Annotated in this window: 23 protein-coding genes; 13 read left to right on the top strand and 10 right to left on the bottom strand. The window is 63.3% G+C overall.

The window, feature by feature from the left end; genetic code table 11:
• Together DT068_RS17360 and DT068_RS17355 are read right to left on the bottom strand one after the other, a co-directional pair.
• A complete protein-coding gene (locus DT068_RS17360; protein WP_119391135.1) occupies nucleotides 1–258 on the bottom strand; it encodes a hypothetical protein in 258 nt (85 codons plus the stop codon).
• 138 nt (nucleotides 259–396) lie between these two features.
• Nucleotides 397–834 carry a DUF4864 domain-containing protein gene (locus tag DT068_RS17355; protein WP_119391134.1) on the bottom strand — a complete coding sequence of 146 codons (438 nt, stop codon included), beginning with the start codon at nucleotides 832–834 and terminating at the stop codon, nucleotides 397–399.
• 225 nt (nucleotides 835–1,059) lie between these two features.
• Here DT068_RS17355 and DT068_RS17350 point away from each other — a divergent pair, with 225 nt between their 5' ends.
• The 9 genes from DT068_RS17350 to DT068_RS17310 all read left to right on the top strand — a co-directional run bounded on the left by DT068_RS17350 (nucleotide 1,060) and on the right by DT068_RS17310 (nucleotide 10,564).
• On the top strand, nucleotides 1,060–1,524 hold the full coding sequence (locus DT068_RS17350; protein WP_119391133.1) for a (2Fe-2S)-binding protein: 465 nt from the start codon (nucleotides 1,060–1,062) through the stop codon (nucleotides 1,522–1,524).
• A 79-nt stretch (nucleotides 1,525–1,603) separates the two neighbouring features.
• Complete coding sequence (locus tag DT068_RS17345) at nucleotides 1,604–3,967, top strand: xanthine dehydrogenase family protein molybdopterin-binding subunit (protein ID WP_119391132.1); 2,364 nt, start codon at nucleotides 1,604–1,606, stop codon at nucleotides 3,965–3,967.
• Between the two features lie 12 nt (nucleotides 3,968–3,979).
• Nucleotides 3,980–4,774, top strand: coding sequence for an FAD binding domain-containing protein (locus DT068_RS17340; RefSeq protein WP_119391131.1), 795 nt, complete (start codon nucleotides 3,980–3,982; stop codon nucleotides 4,772–4,774).
• An 85-nt stretch (nucleotides 4,775–4,859) separates the two neighbouring features.
• Entirely contained in the window at nucleotides 4,860–5,783 is a 924-nt protein-coding gene (locus DT068_RS17335) for an AAA family ATPase (RefSeq protein ID WP_119391130.1), read from the top strand.
• 1 nt (nucleotide 5,784) lies between these two features.
• Nucleotides 5,785–6,999 (top strand): vWA domain-containing protein, encoded by a 1,215-nt coding sequence (locus tag DT068_RS17330; RefSeq protein ID WP_119391129.1) that lies wholly within the window; start codon nucleotides 5,785–5,787, stop codon nucleotides 6,997–6,999.
• Nucleotides 7,000–7,008: 9 nt separating this feature from the next.
• The gene (locus DT068_RS17325) at nucleotides 7,009–7,335 is read left to right on the top strand and encodes an XdhC family protein (RefSeq protein WP_119391128.1); all 327 of its coding nucleotides are present in this window, start codon (nucleotides 7,009–7,011) and stop codon (nucleotides 7,333–7,335) included.
• A complete protein-coding gene (locus tag DT068_RS17320) occupies nucleotides 7,332–8,012 on the top strand; it encodes an XdhC family protein (protein ID WP_119391127.1) in 681 nt (226 codons plus the stop codon). Before DT068_RS17325 ends, DT068_RS17320 begins: the two co-directional genes overlap by 4 nt.
• Before the next feature lie 120 nt (nucleotides 8,013–8,132).
• Nucleotides 8,133–9,740 (top strand): NTP transferase domain-containing protein, encoded by a 1,608-nt coding sequence (locus DT068_RS17315; protein ID WP_119391126.1) that lies wholly within the window; start codon nucleotides 8,133–8,135, stop codon nucleotides 9,738–9,740.
• A gap of 122 nt (nucleotides 9,741–9,862) precedes the next feature.
• Nucleotides 9,863–10,564 carry an outer membrane protein gene (locus tag DT068_RS17310; protein ID WP_119391125.1) on the top strand — a complete coding sequence of 234 codons (702 nt, stop codon included), beginning with the start codon at nucleotides 9,863–9,865 and terminating at the stop codon, nucleotides 10,562–10,564.
• A 94-nt stretch (nucleotides 10,565–10,658) separates the two neighbouring features.
• Here DT068_RS17310 and DT068_RS17305 read toward each other — a convergent pair whose 3' ends face one another.
• The 6 genes from DT068_RS17305 to DT068_RS17280 form a co-directional block, all read right to left on the bottom strand.
• Nucleotides 10,659–11,297 (bottom strand): phosphoribosyltransferase family protein, encoded by a 639-nt coding sequence (locus DT068_RS17305; RefSeq protein ID WP_119391124.1) that lies wholly within the window; start codon nucleotides 11,295–11,297, stop codon nucleotides 10,659–10,661.
• Nucleotides 11,284–11,967 (bottom strand): energy-coupling factor transporter transmembrane component T family protein, encoded by a 684-nt coding sequence (locus tag DT068_RS17300; RefSeq protein WP_119391123.1) that lies wholly within the window; start codon nucleotides 11,965–11,967, stop codon nucleotides 11,284–11,286. The genes DT068_RS17305 and DT068_RS17300 overlap by 14 nt, the downstream gene beginning before the upstream one ends.
• Complete coding sequence (locus DT068_RS17295) at nucleotides 11,964–13,490, bottom strand: ABC transporter ATP-binding protein (protein WP_119391122.1); 1,527 nt, start codon at nucleotides 13,488–13,490, stop codon at nucleotides 11,964–11,966. The genes DT068_RS17300 and DT068_RS17295 overlap by 4 nt, the downstream gene beginning before the upstream one ends.
• Before the next feature lie 18 nt (nucleotides 13,491–13,508).
• Entirely contained in the window at nucleotides 13,509–14,081 is a 573-nt protein-coding gene (locus DT068_RS17290) for an aminotriazole resistance protein (protein ID WP_119391121.1), read from the bottom strand.
• A 76-nt stretch (nucleotides 14,082–14,157) separates the two neighbouring features.
• On the bottom strand, nucleotides 14,158–14,832 hold the full coding sequence (locus tag DT068_RS17285) for a phosphoribosyltransferase family protein (RefSeq protein WP_119391120.1): 675 nt from the start codon (nucleotides 14,830–14,832) through the stop codon (nucleotides 14,158–14,160).
• A gap of 16 nt (nucleotides 14,833–14,848) precedes the next feature.
• Entirely contained in the window at nucleotides 14,849–15,448 is a 600-nt protein-coding gene (locus DT068_RS17280) for an SLOG cluster 4 domain-containing protein (protein ID WP_119391119.1), read from the bottom strand.
• Nucleotides 15,449–15,554: 106 nt separating this feature from the next.
• Between DT068_RS17280 and DT068_RS17275 the strand changes: the two genes are divergently transcribed.
• Nucleotides 15,555–16,544: a LysR family transcriptional regulator gene (locus DT068_RS17275; RefSeq protein ID WP_368904788.1), complete on the top strand. Its 990-nt coding sequence runs from the start codon at nucleotides 15,555–15,557 to the stop codon at nucleotides 16,542–16,544.
• A gap of 16 nt (nucleotides 16,545–16,560) precedes the next feature.
• Here DT068_RS17275 and DT068_RS17270 read toward each other — a convergent pair whose 3' ends face one another.
• A complete protein-coding gene (locus DT068_RS17270; protein WP_119391118.1) occupies nucleotides 16,561–17,454 on the bottom strand; it encodes an amidohydrolase family protein in 894 nt (297 codons plus the stop codon).
• Between the two features lie 118 nt (nucleotides 17,455–17,572).
• On the bottom strand, nucleotides 17,573–18,601 hold the full coding sequence (locus DT068_RS17265; RefSeq protein WP_119391117.1) for a LacI family DNA-binding transcriptional regulator: 1,029 nt from the start codon (nucleotides 18,599–18,601) through the stop codon (nucleotides 17,573–17,575).
• A gap of 161 nt (nucleotides 18,602–18,762) precedes the next feature.
• Here DT068_RS17265 and DT068_RS17260 point away from each other — a divergent pair, with 161 nt between their 5' ends.
• The 3 genes from DT068_RS17260 (at nucleotide 18,763) to DT068_RS17250 (ending at nucleotide 21,257) form a co-directional block, all read left to right on the top strand.
• Entirely contained in the window at nucleotides 18,763–19,080 is a 318-nt protein-coding gene (locus tag DT068_RS17260) for an L-rhamnose mutarotase (RefSeq protein ID WP_119391116.1), read from the top strand.
• Nucleotides 19,077–20,084 (top strand): aldo/keto reductase, encoded by a 1,008-nt coding sequence (locus DT068_RS17255; RefSeq protein WP_162914266.1) that lies wholly within the window; start codon nucleotides 19,077–19,079, stop codon nucleotides 20,082–20,084. Before DT068_RS17260 ends, DT068_RS17255 begins: the two co-directional genes overlap by 4 nt.
• Before the next feature lie 108 nt (nucleotides 20,085–20,192).
• Nucleotides 20,193–21,257, top strand: coding sequence for a sugar ABC transporter substrate-binding protein (locus tag DT068_RS17250; protein WP_119391114.1), 1,065 nt, complete (start codon nucleotides 20,193–20,195; stop codon nucleotides 21,255–21,257).
• The last annotated feature ends 2 nt before the right edge of the window (nucleotides 21,258–21,259 follow it).

The following is a 21,259-nucleotide window of genomic DNA, read 5'->3' as shown; positions in this document are numbered from 1 at the left end:
TCATTCGGGCCGGGCCGGCAGCATGCCCTGGCTCGGAGGTTCGGGTTGGGGATTGAGGCCAACCGCAAGAGTGGGGTTCTGGACCTTCACGCCCTGAGCCACCTTGGCGGCCACGATAGCGTATTTGGGGGCGTATTTCTGGGCGAGCTTCGGCGCAACGCCGGGATTGAACTTGGGCGTGGCTTCAGCACCCGGACCGGCCATGGCCTGGGTTGCGAAACCCAAAGCGAGGACGGCAGTTGTCGCAAGTATCTTCATGAAGAGCGCTCCGGTTTAACAAGTCAGTCTGTTGTGCCTCAACGGTGCCGATCATGCTCTCCGGCGGCTGAATCCGGTTTGAAGGCTGCATTCACGCAACATTCAATGACTTGTCAACTTGATGGCAATTAATGGCAACTATGCGTCGGCGCCCGGCGCCTCGACCAGCTGGCAGCCATTGATCTTCCAGGAGCCGTCGGGCTGGCGCTCCATGGCATAGAGCGCCGTCCAGGCCTTGCCGTCGGCATCGATGATGGTGACATGCTGGGTCGGCTGGCCGCCCATCTCGTTGCCGATCCGGCCGAAGGCGTAGGACTGGCGGCGGTAGACCGGCGGATAGCCGCGCTGGACCATCGACATGAAGATCTCGGGGCTCGGGAAGAGGCGCTGGATCATGGGCGTCGCCAGGGCATAGGCCTTGGCCCCGTCATCGGCCGAGAAGGCATTGAGCTGGCTTGAGATTATGCGCTGGAATTCGGCCGCCTCGGCCTGCGACACGGCTTGCGCGGACGAGGGCCGGGCGGCGCCCGTGACAGCCAGAAGGGTGGCGAGAATGAGGAACAGTCTGCGGGTCATATGCGCGTCTCCATGACGGTCTTACGCATTGCCGAAGCTCCCGGTTGCAGCGGCATCATCGCATGAACAGGCCTTGCCTTTAAGTGTTAGTACTTTGGTACCAATTGGTTATCGCTTGACCCTATGGCGGCAGCGCGCAAGGATGCGCGCAGCGAAGACATAAGGATTCCGCGGCCGCAAACAGGCCATGTGCCGGGCTCGCGCGATCTCTGGGAGGAGGCGTAGATGTCTGCGATTTCCATGAAAGTGAACGGGAAAGCTGTGTGCGGAACGGTCGAGCCGCGCACGCTGCTGGTCGAGTTTCTGCGCGAGAATCTGGGGCTGACCGGCACCCATGTCGGCTGCGACACCAGCCAGTGCGGCGCCTGCGTCGTGCATGTGAACGGCAAGGCGATCAAATCCTGCACCGCGCTTGCGGTCGCCTGCGACGGCGCCGAGGTGACGACGGTCGAAGGCCTCGCCAAGAACGGCAAGCTGCATCCGATGCAGGAAGCCTTCCGCGAGCATCATGGGCTGCAATGCGGCTTCTGCACGCCCGGCATGCTGATGGCCGCGGTCGATCTGGTGAAGCGCAAGGGCAAGAAGCTCGACGAGGCGACCATCCGCCACGAGCTCGAAGGCAACATCTGCCGCTGCACCGGCTATCATAACATCGTCAAGGCCATCCAGGCCGGCGCCGAGAACATGTAAGCGCGAGCGCGCTTCCCGCCAAAGTTGCTCGACTTTGGCGATCAGGAAACGCGCCCAAGATGCTTAGGGAGGACACATCATGAGCGACACCGGAATCGGCGCCCGCGTCAAGCGCAAGGAAGATCACCGCTTCATCACCGGCAAGGGCCAGTATACCGACGACATCAACCTGAAGGACCAGACCTACGCCTATTTCGTGCGCAGCCCCTATGCGCATGCGACGATCAAATCGATCAAGATCCCGAAATGGAAGCCGGAGGATGGCGTCGTCGGCGTGTTCACCGGTGATCATGTCGCCGAAGACAAGATCGGCGGCCTGATCTGCGGCTGGATGATCCATTCCAAGGACGGCTCGCCGATGAAGGCGGGGCCCCATCCCATCCTCGCCCAGGGCAAGGTGCGCTATGTCGGCGATCATGTCGCCGTCGTCGTCGCCGAAAGCAAGGAGCAGGCGAAGGCCGCCGCCGCCCGGATCAATGTGAGCTATGGCGAGCTGCCGCATGTCGTCGATGCCGCCAAGGCCGCGAAGTCCGCGGCGCAGATCCATGACGTCGCGCCCAACAACACCGTGTTCGAATGGTCGCTGGGCGACAAGACGGCAACCGATGCCGCCTTCTCACGCGCCCATCACGTGACCAAGCTCGATATCGTGAACAACCGGCTCATCCCCAATGCGATGGAGCCGCGCGCCGCGATCGGCTCGTGGGATGCGGGCAACGACCACTACACGCTCTATACCACGAGCCAGAACCCGCATGTGGCAAGGCTGGTGATCTCGGCCTTCCACGGCCTGGCGCCCGAGCACAAATTGCGCGTCATCGCGCCCGATGTGGGCGGCGGCTTTGGCTCCAAGATCTTCATCTATGCGGAGGAAGTGGTCTGCGTCTGGGCGTCGAAGCGTATTGGCGGGCGGCCGATCAAATGGACGGCGGAACGCACCGAGAGCTTCCTCGCCGACGCGCATGGCCGCGATCACGTCACCCATGCCGAGCTCGCGATGGACGCGCAGGGCCGCATACTCGGCCTCAAATGCCACACCATCGCCGGCATGGGCGCCTATCTCTCGACCTTCGCGTCCTGCGTGCCGACCTATCTCTATGCGACACTGCTGTCCGGCCAATATGCCATCCCGGCGATCTATGCCGAGGTGGACGCGGTCTATACCAACACCGCGCCCGTCGATGCCTATCGCGGCGCCGGCCGGCCGGAAGCGACCTATGTGGTCGAGCGCATCGTCGAGACGGCGGCGCGCGAGATGAAGATCGATCCGGCGGAATTCCGCCGGCGCAACTTCGTCAAGTCCTTCCCGCACCAGACGCCGGTCATCATGACCTATGATGCGGGCGACTATGACGCCTCTCTCGAAAAGGCGCTGGAGATCGCCGACTACAGGGGCTTTGCCCAGCGCAAGGCCGCGGCGGCCAAGAAGGGCAAATTGCGCGGCATCGGCTTCGCCAATTATATCGAAGCCTGCGGCATAGCGCCTTCGGCGGCGGTCGGCTCGCTCGGCGCCGGCGTCGGCTTGTGGGAATCGGCCGAGGTCCGCGTCAATCCGGTCGGCACCGTCGAGATCCTCACCGGCTCGCACAGCCACGGCCAGGGCCATGAGACGACCTTCGCGCAGCTCGTGTCGGACCGGCTCGGCGTCGACATCAACACGGTCTCGATCGTGCATGGCGACACCGACAAGGTGCAGTTCGGCATGGGCACCTATGGCTCGCGCTCGGGCGCCGTCGGCATGACGGCGATCGCCAAGGCGCTCGACAAGGTCGAGGCCAAGGCGAAGAAGGTCGCCGCGCATGTCATGGAAGCGGCCGAAGGCGACATCGAGTTCAAGAACGGGACTTTCTCGGTGAAGGGCACCGACAAGAAGATGGCCTTCGGCGAAGTGGCGCTCGCGGCCTATGTGGCGCACAAGTTCCCGACATCGGAGATCGAGCCCGGCCTCAAGGAAAGCGCCTTCCACGATCCGACCAATTTCACCTTCCCGGCCGGCTGCCATATCTGCGAGGTCGAGATCGACCGCGACACCGGCGTCACCGAGATCGTGAACTGGACGGCGGTGGACGACTTCGGCACCGTCATCAACCCGATGATCGTCGAGGGCCAGGTGCATGGCGGCATTACGCAAGGTGTCGGCCAGGCGCTGACCGAGGGTTGCGTCTATGATCCGGATTCGGGCCAGCTCATCACCGGTTCCTACATGGATTACTGCATGCCGCGCGCCAGCGACGTGCCGTCGTTCAAGCTCGACTTCACCGAAACGAAATGCCCGTCCAATCCGCTGGGCATGAAAGGCTGCGGCGAAGCGGGCGCCATCGCGGCGCCGGCCGCCGTCATGAATGCGGTGACCGATGCCCTGGGGGTGCGGGACCTGCCGATGCCGGCGAGCCCGCACACCGTGTGGAAAGCCTTGCATGCCACGAAGATGGCAGCGGAATAGAGGGAGGAACCCATGGACAATTTCAACTATCACCGGCCCTCGAAGCCCGCCGACGCGGCCAAGGCGATGAAGAAGGCCAAGGACGGCAAGTTCATGTCGGGCGGCATGACGCTGCTGCCCACCATGAAGCAGGGGCTGGCCTCGCCCACCGACATCATCGATCTCGGCGGCCTCAAGAATTCCGGCGTCACGGCCGCCGCCGCGAAAGTGGTTGTAAAGGCCGGCACCGTGCATGCCGATGTGGCGTCCGACAAGGGCGTCAAGAAGGCGATCCCGGCATTGGCGAAGCTGGCCTCCGGCATCGGCGATCCGCATGTACGCAATCGCGGCACGATCGGCGGCTCGATCGCCAACAACGATCCGGCGGCGGATTATCCGGCCGCCGTTGTCGGCCTCGGCGCCACGGTGCAGACCTCGGCGCGCAAGATTCCGGGCGACAAGTTCTTCACCGGCATGTTCGAGACGGCGCTGAAGAGCGATGAGATCGTGTCGGCGGTCGAATTCCCGGTGCCGAAGCGCGCGGCTTACGTGAAGTTCCCCAATCCAGCGTCGCGCTATGCGATGGTGGGCGTCATGGTGGCCGAGCTCAAGGATGGCTCGGTGCGCGTGGCGGTGACGGGGGCAGGGCCCAAGGTCTTTCGGGTGCCCGAAATGGAGAAGGCGCTGCAGGCCAAATTCTCGGCCGACGCCATTGCCGGCATCCAGGTCAAGGCCAAGGGGCTCAACAGCGATATCCATGCCTCGCCCGAATACCGCGCGCATCTGGTCAATGTGCTGGCCCGCCGCGCGGTGGCGGCGGCAAAATAGCGTTCTTGCGATTTTGCGATTGTCGGGGCCCGTATGTATAGACATGCGGGCCCTTTGTCTTGAACCCGGTTGCTGAAAGTCCCCGATGCCCAAGCCGCTTCCCGCTTCGATCGACGCCACGGCAATGCTCCTGTCCGGTGAGAACTATATCGCCGACCGGGCGCTTGCGACCGTCGTGTTCCTCGCCCTCAAGATGGGCCGGCCGTTGTTCCTCGAAGGCGAGGCCGGCGTCGGCAAGACCGAGATCGCCAAGGTTCTGGCGGGTGCGCTGGGGCGCAGGCTGATCCGCTTGCAGTGCTATGAAGGGCTCGACGTCAATGCGGCGGTCTATGAATGGAATTATTCCGCCCAGATGATCGAGATCAGGCTGGCCGAGGCTGCGGGCGAACTCGACCGCGAGCGGCTCGGGCATGACATCTTCTCCGAACGCTTTCTCACCAAACGGCCCTTGCTGCAGGCGCTCGAGGCGCCGAAGGGGGCTGCGCCCGTCCTCCTCATCGACGAGCTCGACCGCACCGATGAGGCTTTCGAGGCTTTCCTGCTCGAAGTGCTGTCCGATTTCCAGGTGACGATCCCGGAGCTCGGCACGATCGCCGCAGAGGAGCCGCCCATCGTCGTCATCACCTCCAACCGCACGCGCGAGGTACATGATGCGCTGAAGCGGCGCTGCCTCTATCACTGGGTCGGCTATCCCGATGCCGAGCGCGAGATCGCCATCATCAAGGCGAGGCGTCCGGAGGCGCCGGCGGCGCTGGCGCGCGAGGTGGTGAGCTTCGTGCAAAGCCTGCGCCAGGGCGAGCTCTACAAGGCGCCCGGCGTCGCCGAGACGCTCGACTGGGTATCGGCCCTGCATGAGCTCGATGCCATCTCGCTCGATCCGCAGACGGTCAATGACACGCTGGGCGTGCTGCTCAAATACCAGGACGACATCGTCAGGATGGAGGGCTCGGAAGCCAAGCGCATCCTCGACCAGATCAAGGCCGAGATCGCGACCATGCCGAGGGCCTGACATGACGGCGGCGCCCTCGGGCCGGCTCGCCCTCAATATCATGCATTTCGCGCGGGTGCTGCGCGAGGCGGGCCTGCCGGTCGGACCCGGCCATGTGATCGATGCGCTCGATGCGGCACAGGCCGGCGCGTTGCGCTCGCGCGAGGATTTCTACTGGACACTGCATGCCGTCTTCGTGAAGCGGCGCGAGCATACCGAATTGTTCGGCCAGGCGTTCCATGTCTTCTGGAAGAAGCCGAAGATGCTGGAGCAATTGATGCAGCTGATGTTCCAGCAGATCACCCGGCCGGCGGACGAGAAGGCGAAGAAGGCAGGCTTCCGCCGCCTGGCGGAAGCGATGTTCGACCAGGTCGAGACCCGGAGCCGGCGCCAGGAGAAGCCCGATGCGCTCGATTTCGACGCGACCTTCTCGCATTCGGCCATGGAAGTGCTGCGCCAGAAGGACTTCGAGCAGATGACGGTCGCAGAGCAGGCACAGGCGCGCCTTGCCATCACCCGCTTGCGCATCCACCGGCTCGAAATCCGCACGAGGCGCTTCCGGCCCTTCCACTCAGGCGAGCGCGTCGATCTCCGGCGCACGCTCAAAGGCTCGCTGCGCGCCGGCGGCCATCTCATCGACCTTGCCCGGCGCGAAAGGCAATGGCGTGAGCCGCCACTCGTGGTGCTGTGCGACATTTCCGGCTCCTGCTCGAATTACAGCCGGATGTTCCTGCATTTCCTGCATGGGCTCATGAATGACCGCGAGCGGGTGTCGGTCTTCCTGTTCGGCACCAGGCTCACCAACATCTCGCGCGAGCTGAAGCGGCGCGATGTGGACGAGGCGATGGCGAAAGTCTCATCGGCGGTCAAGGACTGGTCGGGGGGTACCCGCATCGGCAGCGCGCTCAAGGAATTCAACTACAAATGGGCACGCCGTGTGCTGACGCAAGGCGCTCATGTGCTGCTCATGACCGACGGACTCGACCGCGAGGACGTGTCGCTGCTGGAGACGGAAATGGCGCGGCTCAGGCGCTCGGCCCGGCGCATCATCTGGCTCAATCCCTTGCTGCGCTACCAGGGTTTCGAGGCGCGCGCCGCTGGAATTCGCGCCATGATGCCCTATATCGATGAATTCAGGCCGGTCCATTCGCTGGAAAGCCTGGCGGATCTGGCGGCCGCGCTTGCCGCACCCAGGCGCGCGGAGCATGATCCGAAGACATGGCTCAAGGCAGGTTAGGAGGTTCACATGGCAGGCTCCGATCCCACCATTCTCGATCAGGCGGCGCAATGGCTGAAGGACGGGCGGCAAGTGGCGCTCGCCACGGTCATCGAGACCTGGGGCTCGGCGCCGCAACCCGTGGGCAGCCAGCTCGCCATTGACGCCAACGGCAATTTCATCGGCTCGGTCTCGGGCGGCTGTGTCGAGGGGGCGGTCGTCACCGAAGCGCTCGATATCATCACGTCCGGGAAGCCCAAGACGCTGGCTTTCGGCGTGGCGGATGAGACCGCCTGGAAGGTGGGCCTCGCCTGCGGCGGCAAGATCCGCGTCTATGTCGAACCGCTGGCTGCATGAAACCGGAGATCTTCGAGCAGATCATGGATGCGCGGGCGCAGCGCACGCCCGTGGCGCTGGTCACGGCGCTCGATACCGGCGCGCAGCGCGTGGTGGCGCGCGACCATGCGGCCGACGACATACTGGCGCAGGTACTGGCTGACGCCTTCCGCTTCGACCGCAGCGGCGTGCACAAGGTTCCGGAAGGCGAGTTCTTCGTCCATATCCACAACCCGCCCTTGCGCCTCATTATCATCGGCGCCGTTCATATCGCGCAGGCGGTGATCCCGATTGCCAGGGCTGCGGGCTATGACATCGTGGTCATCGACCCGCGCGGGGCCTTCGCCACGGGCGAGCGCTTTCCCGACATCGCGCTCCATGCCGAATGGCCCGACGAGGTCCTGCCGAAGCTCGGCCTGGATCAGCGCACCGCCATGCTGGCGCTCACTCATGATCCCAAGATCGACGACCCCTCGCTTCATCTCGCCCTCAAATCCAAGGTCTTCTACATCGGCGCGCTTGGTTCGAAGAAGACGCAAGGTACTCGTGCCGAGCGCCTGGCAGCCGCCGGCTTCCCGGCCGCCGACATTGCGCGCATCTATGGGCCGATCGGCCTCGATATCGGCGCGCAGGGCGCGCCCGAGATCGCGATTTCGATCATGGCCGAGCTGACGCGCGTGTTGCGATTGGGAAGCTGATGAATCATTCACCGTCATCCCGGCGAAAGCCGGGATCCCCTAAATTCGTGCAAAACGAGCAACACCGCACGGATTGCCCCTATTCAATGGGCCCCGGCTTTCGCCGGGGTGACAGATAAGATGAAGTTCGGCGAAATCCCTATTGCTTCGGCCGAAGGCGCGATCCTCGCCCATTCGGTCAAGCACAAGGCCGGGATGTTCAGGAAGGGCCGCGTGCTAAGCGCAACGGATATAGCCCTTCTCGCCGAGTGTGGGGTGGCGCAGGTCTTCGCGGCGCGTCTGTCGGATGATGATGTGCCGGAAGACAAGGCTGCCGAAGCCGTGGCGAAAGCGATCGCAGGCGAGGGTACGGTGGTTCAGGCGCCTTTCACCGGGCGTGCCAATCTGCATGCCCGCCAGCGCGGCCTCGTGGTCATCGACCAGGAAAGGGTGCGCGACTTCAACCGGGTGCATGAAAGCCTGACGCTCGCGACATCGGCGCCGTTCGAGATCGTCGAGGAGCGGCAAATGGTGGCGACGGTGAAGGTCATTCCCTTCGCGGTGCCGCGCGACATGCTGGAGGAGGGACTGTCGGTCATCGGCGCCGATCCGCTCATCCGGGTCGAAAGCTTCAAGCATCGCAGGGCCGGCCTCATCATCACCCGGCTGCCGCAGACCAAGCCTTCGCTCATCGCCAAATCGGAAGAGGCGATCCGCGGGCGCATCGCCGAGCTCGACGGCACGCTGGCCGAAGTGACCGTCGTCGAGCACGCGGTAATGGCGGTCGGCGATGCGGTGGCGAAGCTTCACGCCAAGGGTCTCAATCCGATCCTGATCTTCGGCGCCTCGGCCATTGTCGATCGCGGCGATGTCATCCCGGCGGCGCTCGAGAAGGCGCAAGGCGAAGTCGTGCATCTCGGCATGCCCGTCGATCCCGGCAATCTCATGATGTTCGGCAGGCTCGAAGGCGCAGCGGTGATCGGGGTGCCGTCCTGCGCGCGCTCGCCCAAGCTCAATGGCTTCGACTGGGTTCTGGCGCGCATCATGGCGGGGCTGCATGTCTCAGGGCAAGACATCATGGATATGGGGGCAGGCGGGCTCCTCAAGGAAATCCCGTCGCGGCCCAGCCCGCGCGAAGGCGAAGACGCCAAGTCGCAACGTGCCCCCAAGATCGCCGGGATCATCCTGGCGGCGGGACGCTCGACGCGCATGGGCGCCAACAAGCTCATGAGCATCATCGGGGACAGGCCGATGGTGCGCATGACGGCGGAGGCGCTGCTGGCCTCGGCAGCCGGCCCGGTGCTGGTGGTGACAGGCCATGAGCGCGAGCGCGTGGAAGCGGCGCTTCAGGGTCTCGATGTCCGCTTCGTCCATAATCCGGCCTATGCGTCGGGACTTGCCAGCTCGCTGAAAGCCGGACTTGCGGCAGTGCCACAAGATGCCGAAGGCGCCGTGGTGGCGCTGGGCGACATGCCGCTGGTCTCGGCCCAGCATATCGACAGGCTCATATCCGCCTTCAGCCCGGCCGAGAAGCGCACCATCATCGTGCCGGTCCATGCGGGCGAGCGCGGCAATCCGGTCTTGTGGGGGCGCGAGCATTTCGCCGAGATGCTCTCCCTCGACGGCGACCGCGGCGCCAAGGTGCTTATGGAGGCAAGTGAGGACCATGTCACGGAGATCGCCATGCGCTCCGATGCGGTGCTGGCCGATTTCGACACGCCGGAAGCGCTGGCAAGACTCACCCGCTGATTGAAGTTTCGGCACTCAATGTGACAAAAAAGTCACAGCGGTTCAGAAATCACGCAAGGGCAATTGCCGTTTCTGACCAGTTAGTTATCTTTCTGAGTCTGGATATCCGATCGGGGAACAGAATGATCCGCAAATTGCTTTGGGCCTTTACCTTTTCGGCGGTCGCATTGACGAGCGCCCAGGCAGCGGATGTCGTCGAACCGGCGGCCTATGACTGGAGCGGATTCTATGTCGGCGCCCAGGCGGGCTATGGCTGGGGAGACACGGACTTCCACTACCTTCCGGAGGATTCAAGCGTCGGGATGGAATTTGACGGCTTCGTGGGTGGCGTCACGCTGGGTTTCAACGGTCAAAGAGGGAACCTTGTCATCGGTGCAGAGGCCGATATTTCCTATTCTGATTTCTCGGATGATATTTTGTTGCCAAGCAACACTGGTGCAAACACGCCCTGTCTGGAAGAGGGTTGCTCCCTCGATATCGACTGGTTCGGCACTGCACGGATTCGGCTGGGCTACGCCATGGACAACATCTTGCCCTTCATCACGGGCGGTATCGCTTTCGGCGACGTGGAGTCCACATTCGATATTGGCGCTTGCGCGTGCGAGATCGACGAAACGGCCTTTGGCTGGACTATCGGCGGCGGCATCGAGTGGGCCTTCAGCGAAAACTGGTCGGCCAAAGCGGAATATCTCTATGTCAATCTGGGGCAGCCGGACCCCGAGGGCATTGCCGATAACGTGCCACAGGACGTGATCGACGATGTGTCGACCGACGATTTCGATTTCAGCGTCGTGCGGCTCGGCGTGAACTACCGATTCAATTAGCCGACAGCCCGGGCGGCGGCCGAGGGTTTGTCACGCACTCGGCGGTGACATTATTGCTGGACAGGCTTCCCGCGAGGTTTGTCCCAATGGTGCATTACAAGAATGTCTCCGGAATGGGCGCCCATCCACTCGCATCTTGCCTGGTGAACTGGGGAATATGCGCGAGGCTGTGCAGGAGGGCGCAATCGGCACCGAGTGTTGCCTGCCAGTCGCGCGCTTCGGTGAGGATCACGCCGATGCCCACGACATTGCCGCCGGCGCGCCGCACCAGGTCCAACGCTCCCTTGAGGCTGGAGCCTGAGGCCACGACGTCGTCGACCACCACGACCCGCCGGCCCTCGATCAGCGGGACCGCCTCCCGGTCGAGGAGCAGGCGCTGCTCGCCTTTCGACGTGATCGAGGAAATGCGCTGTTCCAGGGCATCACCCAGATGGATTTTCGGCGATTTCTGCAAAATGACATAGTGATCGGCGCCCAAAGCGCGGGTCACCTCGATCGCCACCGGAATGCCGAGCGTTGCCGCGCCGACGATGATGTCGGGCTTCAGCGGCGCCAGCCTGGCGGCGAGCTTTCGCCCGACATGCTCGCCGAACTTCACGCCCAGATCGATCACCATCATCAGGGAGATCGCGAAATCGGGCTTTATGGGCACGATCGGCAAATCGACCGGGCGGCCGGCGACGTCGACCGTCCAATGCTGCCGGATGGCGGGTTCCGATTCACGAGACTTCATCGACATTGTCCTTCTGAGAGAGGCGAGGCTCGACCAGCAAGCCGATATTGCGCCATGTCGTGCGGCGGCGCTTGAGATCGAAGCCGTTGATCGCGAGGGAAAAGGAAATCGCATGCGCCAGGCGGATCGCCTGCACCAGCAGCGGTACGCCGCGGGCGAGCGCAAAGCGCAGCTTCGTCGGCAGGGCGACCTCGTCGACCTCCATGCCGCGGGCCCGCTGGGCATCGGCAATGCGCTCGAAATCGTCGCGCAGCATCGGGATGATGCCGAATGTCAAGGAGAGGACCAGTGTCGCTATGGGGGGCAGGCGCGCCGCACTCGCGGCGGCGAGAATGGATCCGGGCGAGCTCGTCTCCATGACGAAATAGAACGCGGCCGTGGTCGTGATCAGCCGGGCCGCCATCGCCGCGGCGATGGGCAACGAGTCGTGCAGGCTCACGCCCTGGATGAAAAGATTGACGAGCCAGCTCACCATCACCATGGCGGTGAGCAACAGTGCCCCCTTGAGATAGCCGCGCAGGCCAGGGACGCCCACCGCCCACAGTGCCAGGACGCAAAGCAGGGCGAAAGGCACGCCGAACCGCCAGCCGGGCACCAGCCATGCCACCAGCATGACCGCGAAAGCGAGGGCCAGCTTGATGAAGAAATTGAGATCGTGCAGCCGGCTCATGCCACGCCTTCCAGCCGCGGCGCGCCATAGGGGGCGGACCAGCCCAGCGCGGCAAAGGCCGGGCTTTTCCAGCCATCCGCCACGTTTCCGTCGAACGCGATCCCGCCGTCTTTCAGGATCACCAGGCGCGTGGCGACGTCATCGACCAGTTCCAGATCATGCGAGATGAGCATGACCGCGCGGCCCGATCCCAGCATGGAGGAGATGAATATATCGAGCATCCGCCGCCCCTCGACGTCGCGCGCCAGCAGCGGTTCATCGACGATGGCCATGCGAGCCCCCGTGGCATCCGCGCAAGCGAGACCCAGCAAGGCCTGCTGGCGCGCGGAGAGGGCGAAGGGATTGGCTTGCGCCAGATCGGACAGGCCGTAGCGCGCCAGCATGGCGCTCGCCAGATTGGCCACCGAGCTGTCGGTCGTCGTCGCGGTCGATGCGGTGATGGAGAAGACGACCTCGCCGGTCACCGTGAGATTGAACAGGATGTGACGCATGCTCTGCGGCACATAGGCGATCTTGCGGGCGCGCCGCGCGGCGGTCCAGCCCTCGGCATTGGCGCCGTCAAGGATGATCGCGCCCGCTTCAATGCCGGAAAGTCCCAGGATCGACTTGAAAAGGGTGGTCTTGCCCGCGCCATTGCGACCGATCAACGCCACGACTTCGCCCGCCCTGACCTGCAACCCGACCTGGCTCAGCACCGGCCGGGCGTCCGAGCGGACCAGCTTCGTCGTCAAGCCTGATACTTCAAGCAGGGATGCACCCGGATTTGCCGTTCTCGGCTGTGAACGGGTCCGGCTCGGCGGCAGGATGCCCGCCTCGAGCCAGGGCCGTTCCAGCGCCATTATATCGTTGGCGGGGAAGGGGGCGGAGAGTTTCCCGTCCTTGAGCAGCATGACGGTATCGACAATGGAACTGAGGGAGGCGGGATCTTGCTCCGCCACCAGGAGAGCCGAGACGGAGGCGGCCGCTTCGCCGAGGCTGCGTGACAGCCGCGCGCGCGCCTCGGGATCGAGCCCGGTCGTCGGCTCGTCGAGCACCAGGAGGGACGGATTTGACGCCAGCGCTGCCGCGATCGCTACCATGCGGCGTTCGCCGCCGGACAGTGTCAGCACGCGACGCCCCAGGAGCGTCGTGAGCCTCAATCCATCGATGAGCTGCCTGAGCCGGGCGCGTATCGCCTTCCTGTCGACACCGCGATTCTCCATCGGAAAGGCGATGACGTCCTCGACGCTGAGGTCCCACAGCTGATCTTCGACATTCTGCGACACGAAGCCGATGGTGCTGAACAGCTCGTCGCGGGTGAGAGTGGAGATCGGGCGTCCTTTGATGGCAATGTCGCCGCTGAACAGCGGGATCGCCATCAGTCTCGGGATGAGGCCCGCCGCCGCACTCAGGAATGTCGTCTTGCCGCTGCCGGCAGCGCCGCAGATCAGCAGCCGCTCACCATCGGCCAGGCTGCAAGCGGCTTCGGCGACGACCGGGGCGGGGTCGCCGAAGCCGAGTTTCAGATTGGCAATCTCAAGCACTCGAAATGCCGCTGCCGTTCAGAACCGCTTGAAGCTCGCCGGATAGGCGGCCTTCAGAATCCTGAGCGCAGGAATGACCAGCAAGGGAGTGCCTATGACCATCGGCACGATGTCGGAGAGCCCGATATAGCCGAACGCCCACCAGAACGGAAAGATGCCGAGATAAGCGAGGCTGGCCGACACCGCCGCCACCATGACCAACCCGACGACCAGGCAGACCAAGGCGACCTTGAGCAGCGTTGCGCGGTCGAACGTGGTCTTCGCGGGATCGAACATCATCCCCGGAACGAGCCCGGTCAGGCCAACCATGATGCCGTCGATGACCAGAGAATGGGCGGGGATGAAAGTGCCCGCCAGCAGCGACCACACGATGGTGCCGAGATAGCCGCAGATGAAGCCGCTGCGCCAGCCGAGCAGGATGCCGATCAAGGGCGGCAGAAAAGCGAATATCCGCCATTGGATCACACCCGGCACCAGCTGGATGGGGTTGGCATAGGCCCACAGGACACCGGTCGCGGCAGCCGCGATGACGGAAAGCACGATCGGAAAGAGGGGGTTACCCTCGCCTTGCGATATCGTTGATGTTTGCATTTGACCCTTCCCTTATTTTCTACTTTTCGAGATTTGCCCGGCCGCAGCCGGGTACGCCACTATCACCAGACACTCGTCAAATCCCCGCAGTACCGGCCAACCGCGCGGCGCCGACGGGTGGAGACCATGGATTGCGCTCGGTCGCCGGATCGGGCGTGGCCACGCCGTCCACGATGTCGAATTGGGGAATATGACCGAGGGTTTCGATCAGCCCGGCATCCTTGCCGAGCGCGTCGCGCCAGGAATGGCCTTCGGTCAGGATGACGCCGGCGCCCATAACCTCACCACCGGCCCGGCGCACGAGGCGGATGGCGGCGGCCATGCTCGATCCCGTCGCCACGACATCATCGACCACCAGCACGCGCTTGCCCTGCAGGAGCCTGATCGAGCGCCGGTCGAGCAGCAGCCGCTGCGGCGTCATGGTGGTGATCGAGCGTACTTCCTCGATCATCGCGTCGGCCAGATGGAATTTCGGCGACTTCTGCAGGATGACATATTGATCCTTGCCGAGCCGGCGCGAGACTTCGATCGCGATCGGGATGCCGAGCGTGGCGCTGCCGACGACGATGTCGGGCTTAAGGGGCGCGAAATGCCGGGCGATGGCCGCGCCGACCATCTCGCCGAAGCGCACGCCCATGTCGATGACCATGAGGAGGGCGATCGCCCGCCGGTCGTCGAGCTGGATGATCGGCAGGCTGGTCGTCTCGCCGGCGATTTCCGTCTGGTAGGTCTCAGGTGTCGCGATCAGCATCCGCGAGATTTCCTCATCAGCCTGTCACGGGTGCTGTGTCCGAGCGCGTCTTTGCAGCGGCGATCGAGCGGATGACTTCCGCTTCCAGCTCCTCGGCGGAATAAACGAAATCGACATCGGTCTCGGCGAGGATCTCCATCGGAATGGCGCTGAACGTATCGCGCAGGGCGAGGATCTTCGGGCCCTTCACCCATTTGGTCCAGGCGATCTCGGCCATCGTGCCGCAGGACAGGCCGACACAGATCAGAAGGTCGGAAAACTCGCACATCAAGGCGTGCTGGTGATGCCAGGTGAAGCCATCGACCACCTCATCGCAGCCGCCTGCATTTTCGAGACAGTTCAGGGTCGCCACGGAATCGGACGGCCCGCCCGCCGGAACGAGGCCGATCGTCCAGCTGCCGCGGGCTTCCCGATAGCCCTGCATGCCAGACAAGGCGACGCCGCGATCGGGGACGATGGTCAGGCTGGCACCGGCGCGCGCGACCACCTGTCCCGCCGCATGGGCCGTCTCGCGGTACCGGCTCTCCGGAATGCCGCTCGCCTGCGAAATCCGCAGCAAATTCGTCGGACCGATAAGGCCGATAATGGGTTGATCCGGTCGTTTCCCTTTTTTCATCGCTCTTTGGCTGCCCGGTGGGGTCGTTTTTGCAGGAAATACGCATGAATTGCGGGGCGATCTCTATAGACAGGGATAGGAGGCCTCATTACAAACGAATAAAAACGTGCTGAGCGTTCTCTTTTTCTCGACGCTGGGGGCTAAGCTCGTGAAGCGGGTTCTGTTTTCCCGGTTTGCCAATTATCTCGACGAGATCGCGCGCCTGGGGTCGATCCGCAAGGCCGCCGACAAGCTGAATATTTCCGCCTCGGCCATCGACAAGCAGCTCATCCATGCGGAGGAGGCGCTGGGGGTAGAGCTCTTCGAACGCCTGCCGCGGGGCATGCGCCTCACCTCGGCCGGCGAAATCCTCCTGCACGGCGTCAGAAGCTGGCAGAAGGACCTGGCCCGGATCCGGTTCGAGATCGAAGAGCTGCGGGGATTGCGCCGCGGCGAGGTGAAAATCGCGGTCTCCCAGGAGACGGTGTTCGATTTCCTGCCCGGCGCGCTGGCAAGCTTCATGAAGGACCATCCGCGCATCGCGAATCACGTTGCGGTCGCCGAGTCCGACCGGATCCGCCAGATGGTGCTGGACGGTCAGGCTGATTTCGGTCTCACCTTCAGCCCGCCGCCACTGCCCGGCGTGACGGTCATCCGCGCGGCGCGCTTTCACGTCAGGGCGGTGGTGCCGGTCGAGAACGAGCCGCAGCCGCAGAAGACCATAGCCTTGAGCGACTTCTTCCTCAGGCCCACCATCATTCCCGATGCCAGCGTTCACCTGCGCGACATCGTCGACATCGCCGCCGCCAAGAGCAAGGCCCGCCTGCAGCCGGTCCTGACGACGAACAATCTCGAGCTGATGCGCTCGATGGTGCGGGAAGGCTGCGGCTTCGGGCTGACGGCGATCTCCGACAGATCGTCGACCGCCGTCAAGGATGGCCTTGCCTATCTTGCCCTCGGCGACCGCAGCATACCGCCGCTCACCCTCTCCCTCATCGTCGCCCCGGAACGGAAGTTCTCGCTGACCTCCATCCTGGCGCGGCGGTATTTCGAGGTCTATTTCGACGGCCTGGAGCAGGCAGGAGGCAAAGAACCTGCGCTGCAAAAAAAAGCCTAGAATGAGATGGTCGGTTCTATATCCGGTAATAGCGCTCAGCATTCGCCGAGAATAATTGCGCCTGCTCGCCGGCCGTGAAATCGGCCACGATCTCTTCGTAACTTTGGTAGAGCTGCGCGAAGGAGCTGTAGAGCCGGTCGACCGGAAAATTGCTGGCGAACATGCAGCGCTCGACACCGAAGATATCGATGGTTTCCAGCACGAGCGGTCGGATCGATTGCGTGGTCCATTTCCAGTCCAGCATTCCGAGGCCGGAAATCTTGACGGCCGTATTGGCGTTACGCGCGAGGAGCCGCATGCCCTGCCGCCACGATTCGAGGCTAGCGCCCCGTGCGTGGTAGGGCATGCCGGCATGATTGAGAATGGCCATGGTGTCCGGATGGCGTGAGGCCAGCTCCGCCGCGCCGGCGAGCTGCCAGGGATATATCTGCAAGTCGAAGCTCAGCCCATGTCTGGCTAGCAGAGCATAGCCCGCGAGCCAGTTGCGATTGGTCATGTAGTCGGGGCGATCCGTGAATGTCAGCAAAGGATCTGGGTCCCAGTTGAGTATGTGCCGCACGCCGCGAAGCCTCCCCGCTGCGGCATGTTTTTCCAGTTGCGTTGCAATGTCGGGCTGATGGAGCTTGACGCCGGCCACGATGGCGCTGGGAAGGTCGCTTGCCTCGGCGAGTTCCTGCAGCCACGTCGTTTCCGCCAGGGGATCGTCCCATCCGCCATCCACGTGAACCGTTTTGCGCAGATCGTAGGCGCATGCGTCCTCGCGCAGGTCGTCGATCAGGTAGTTTTTCGCAATTTGCGAGACGTCTCCCACGATGGACGGCCGATAAGGTGGACCGGACAGCCAGGGATATGAATGTTGCGTGGTGTCCCACAGGTGATGATGGGCATCGACGATCACGCGCTTGGGCAAATGCCGGTTCTCCTCATTGCTTTGATATCGATACCTTTTATAGAATTGATAACGATACCATACAGCCGAGTCAACGTCGCTTTCCGCGCGTATTCGATAGTGTCAATTGATACGGGCGTCAGGCGCTATCGCGCCACACGATTTCATAGCCGACATCGATGATCTCGGGCTCCGCCGTTTCGCCCGAGAGGCGGCGGGCGAGGATACCGGCCGCCCGCTGGCCCATCTCGTATCCGCGGATCCGGACCGTGGTGAGGGCGGGGGTGATAATCGACGTTGCCTCGACATCGCCAAATCCGGCAATGGCCACGTCCTGCGGGACCCGCTTGCCGCGGCGCCCTGAGACCACGACGGCGCCGATGGCAATCAGCTCATTGGTGCAGAACAGGCAGTCGACGGACGGGTTCTGGGCAAGGAAGTCCGCGACGACATTGCCGCCCTCCAGGGAGCGATCGAGGAAGTGGTAGTAGGGAACGACGATCGACGGCCCGGGCGACAGGCCGTGGTCGCGCAGCGCCGCTTCATAGCCCTTGGTCCTTTCGCCTGCGCGATTGCCGGGAACCACGGGGCCGGTGGCCAGGGCAAAGGACCGGTAGCCCTTTTCGAACAGCGCTTTGGTAATGTCGTAAGCCGCTGAATAATTTGAGAAACCGACCACGCTGTCGATAGGATGGGTGGTCTGGTCCCAGATCTCGGCGATGGGAATGCCGGCCGACTGCAGCAGCGATCGCGCCCGTACCGTGTGCTTGACGCCGGCGATGATGATGCCGTCGGGACGGCGCTGGATGAGCGCTGCGATGACCTTTTCCTCACGCTCGATGTCATAGGACGATTCGCCGATCATCAGCTGGTAGTCGAACTCGTTCAACGTGTCGGAAATACCACGAATGGTTTCGGCGAAAACCGATCCGGTCAATGTCGGCACGATGACCGATATGATGCCGGAACGGCTCGAGCGCAGGCTTCCCGCAATCTGGTTGGGGATGTAGCCCAGCCGCGCGACGGCGGCATGCACGGCCTCGCGCGCTGTTGCCTGGACCGTCTGCTCGCCCCGCAGCACGCGGCTTGCCGTCATGGGCGAAACGCCGGCTGACCTCGCGACATCAACGAGGGTGGGGCGGCTGTTGAGGTCCCTGCGATCTGCCATTCCACACCTTATGAACCCCGAAAACCTGTGAGCCAGCTGCAAAATATCATCGATGCCTCGGGCTTGACAACCAGATTGATATCGTTTTTAATCGCCTAAAAGGTAACGATACCAAAAAATCGGAACGAAGCGGGAATTCGAACCGCCAAAGGGAGGATGGGGTGAACAGATATGCCTGGGTGCTCGAAGTCCGTCCCGGCTGCGAGGACGAGTACAAGAAGCGCCATGATGAAATCTGGCCGGAACTCATCGCGGAGATAAGGCGGGCGGGGCAGCGCGACTACGCCGTCTTTCGCCATGGCCTCACTCTCTTCGGCACATTCGTGTGTGACGACATCGAGCAGGTCTACGCGGTCATGAAAGCAAGCCCGGTGTTCAGGAAATGGGGCGAGTTCAACGCCGCGATCATGAAAGCCGAGATCAACCCCGATACGGGCTATCCCTATCTCCTTCCCAAAGTATGGGAGTTCGAAGGGTGAGCGCCCGAGGGTCAGGGGGCCAGCGGTGGCTCGGCGCGACAGACGTAGCCGTCGGCTCGCTCGGCTTCGGCACCGTGCCGCTCGGGAATCTCTACCGGGCACTCGCGGAACGGGAAGCCGCGGTCACGGTGGAAGCCGGGGTCGCCGCAGGGATCCGCTATTTCGATACTGCGCCGTTCTACGGGCTGGGCCTCAGCGAAAGGCGGCTGGGGCTCTATCTGCGCGCGTTGCCGCGCGAGCACTTTGTCCTGTCGACCAAGATAGGACGCACGTTGAAGCCGGCCGGAACGCGCGGCGGCAGCGGCATCTTTGCCGATCCGCCGCCTTTCGTCGAAAGCTTCGATTTTTCCTATCCGGGCGTCATGCGGCAGTTCGAAGACAGCCTCCAGCGTCTGGGCGTCGACCGCATCGATTGTCTCGTCATCCACGATCTCGGTCTGTGGCATATGAAAGAGGCGGAGGTCGTCGACCATCACTTCCGATCCCTGGAGCAGGGCGGTCTCAAGGCGCTGCTCGAGTTGAAGCGGAACGGCCACATAAGAGCCATCGGTGCGGGGGCGAACGAGCTTACCCTGTGCGATCGTTTTCTCTCTCTGGGCGAGATCGACTTCATCCTCCTGGCGCTGCGCTACACGCTGCTCGACCAGAGCGCGGATCAAGGATTTCTGGAGAATGCGCGGTCGCGCAAAGTGAGCGTCGTCGTGGGGGCTCCCTTTCAGTCCGGCATACTGGCCACGGATGCCGGCCAGCAAGCCCGCTACAATTACGGCGATGCGCCGCCTGGCGTCGTCGCGAAAGTCATGCGGCTGAAGGCGGTCTGCCAGGAGCACGAGGTTCCGCTCAAGGCAGCGGCATTGCAATTCCCCCTGCAGAATCCTGCCGTTGTCTCGGTGCTGGCCGGCATGGGGTCGAAATCCGAGGTGCTGGAAAATGTCGCGATGGCGACGTTCGACATTCCCTCCGCGTTATGGGGCGCGCTGCGCCGGGAGGGGTTGACGCAATAGGAACAGTTCGCGCGCCAGCCGACAACAACCGATGGGGACTTCAGATTGCGTCACGCCGCTTGCGGCGTGGCGGGGCCCAACGTCAACGTGAAACAGGGGGGAACTACAATGAGAGTCAGAATTCAGATGTTAGCTGCTTCGGTATTCGCCTTGGCCATGGCGGTCAATGCCTCGTCCGCGCAGGACTCCAAGCTCAATATTTCACTTCTCAATGCATACATACAGGACGAGTTCTGGCAGGGCTGCAGCGTCGGTGCGAAACGCGCGGCCAAGGACTTGGGGGCGGAGCTCACCGAGCTCGACGGCAATTATTCGATCGAGGCGCAGGTCAACCAGATCGATACGACGATCCAGCGGGCTCCTTATGCGCTCATGATCGCCTCGATCGATTCGAATGCCGTCGTTCCCGCCCTCAAGCGGGCGATGGCGAAAAAGATCGAGGTCTATGCCTTCAATACGGCGGTTCCGAATGCCATGATTACGGCAACGGTAGCCATGGACGAGACCGCGACAGGCGCCGCGGCCGCGCATCGCATGATCGATCTCCTGCGCAAGAGATCGGCGGCGACCGGCCAGACATCGTTCCGGCTGGTTCATCTCGTCGGCGCCGTGGCTACCGAGCCGGTAAGGCTGCGGCGCGAAGGCTTCAACAAGGTCATCAGTGCGCCCATCGACGGCATAAAGGTCGACATGGTCGAAGTGGTGACCAATTGGAAACCCGAGCCGGCCGTCGCCGGGCTCCAGGACGCGATGACTCAAGGACATGTGGACGCGATCTTCACCGAAAGCGACTTCCTGACGCCCTTTCTCATCCCGGTGCTCAAGCGCAACGGCTATACCGAAGCCGGCGGCGCCAAGCATGCGATCATCGGCGGCCTTGGCGGGATTCCGGGCGGCCTGAAGGCCATCCGAGAGGGCTGGCAGGAGTTTTCGCTCAACTATCCGATCGACGGCATGTGCGCCAGCAACGTCTACCTGGCGTCCGAATCGCAGAGGGGTAAATCCTTCGCCGACGCCTGGAAGGGGGTGATGGAAAAGTCCGGCGTGACCGAGAACGCCCCGCAGCTCATCGAGAATCCGGCGACCGGACCGACGATCCTGCTGACGGCCAACCCGATCGATTCCAGCAACGTCGAAAGCAAGATGTTCTGGGCGAACACCTTCAAGGAGTAGCC

Source organism: Taklimakanibacter lacteus, assembly GCA_003576695.1.
In the GTDB taxonomy this organism is placed as follows: Bacteria; Pseudomonadota; Alphaproteobacteria; order Rhizobiales; family Aestuariivirgaceae; genus Taklimakanibacter; species Taklimakanibacter lacteus.
Note: the sequence above shows the minus strand (reverse complement) of the source record. Positions and strands in the feature narration are given on the sequence as shown.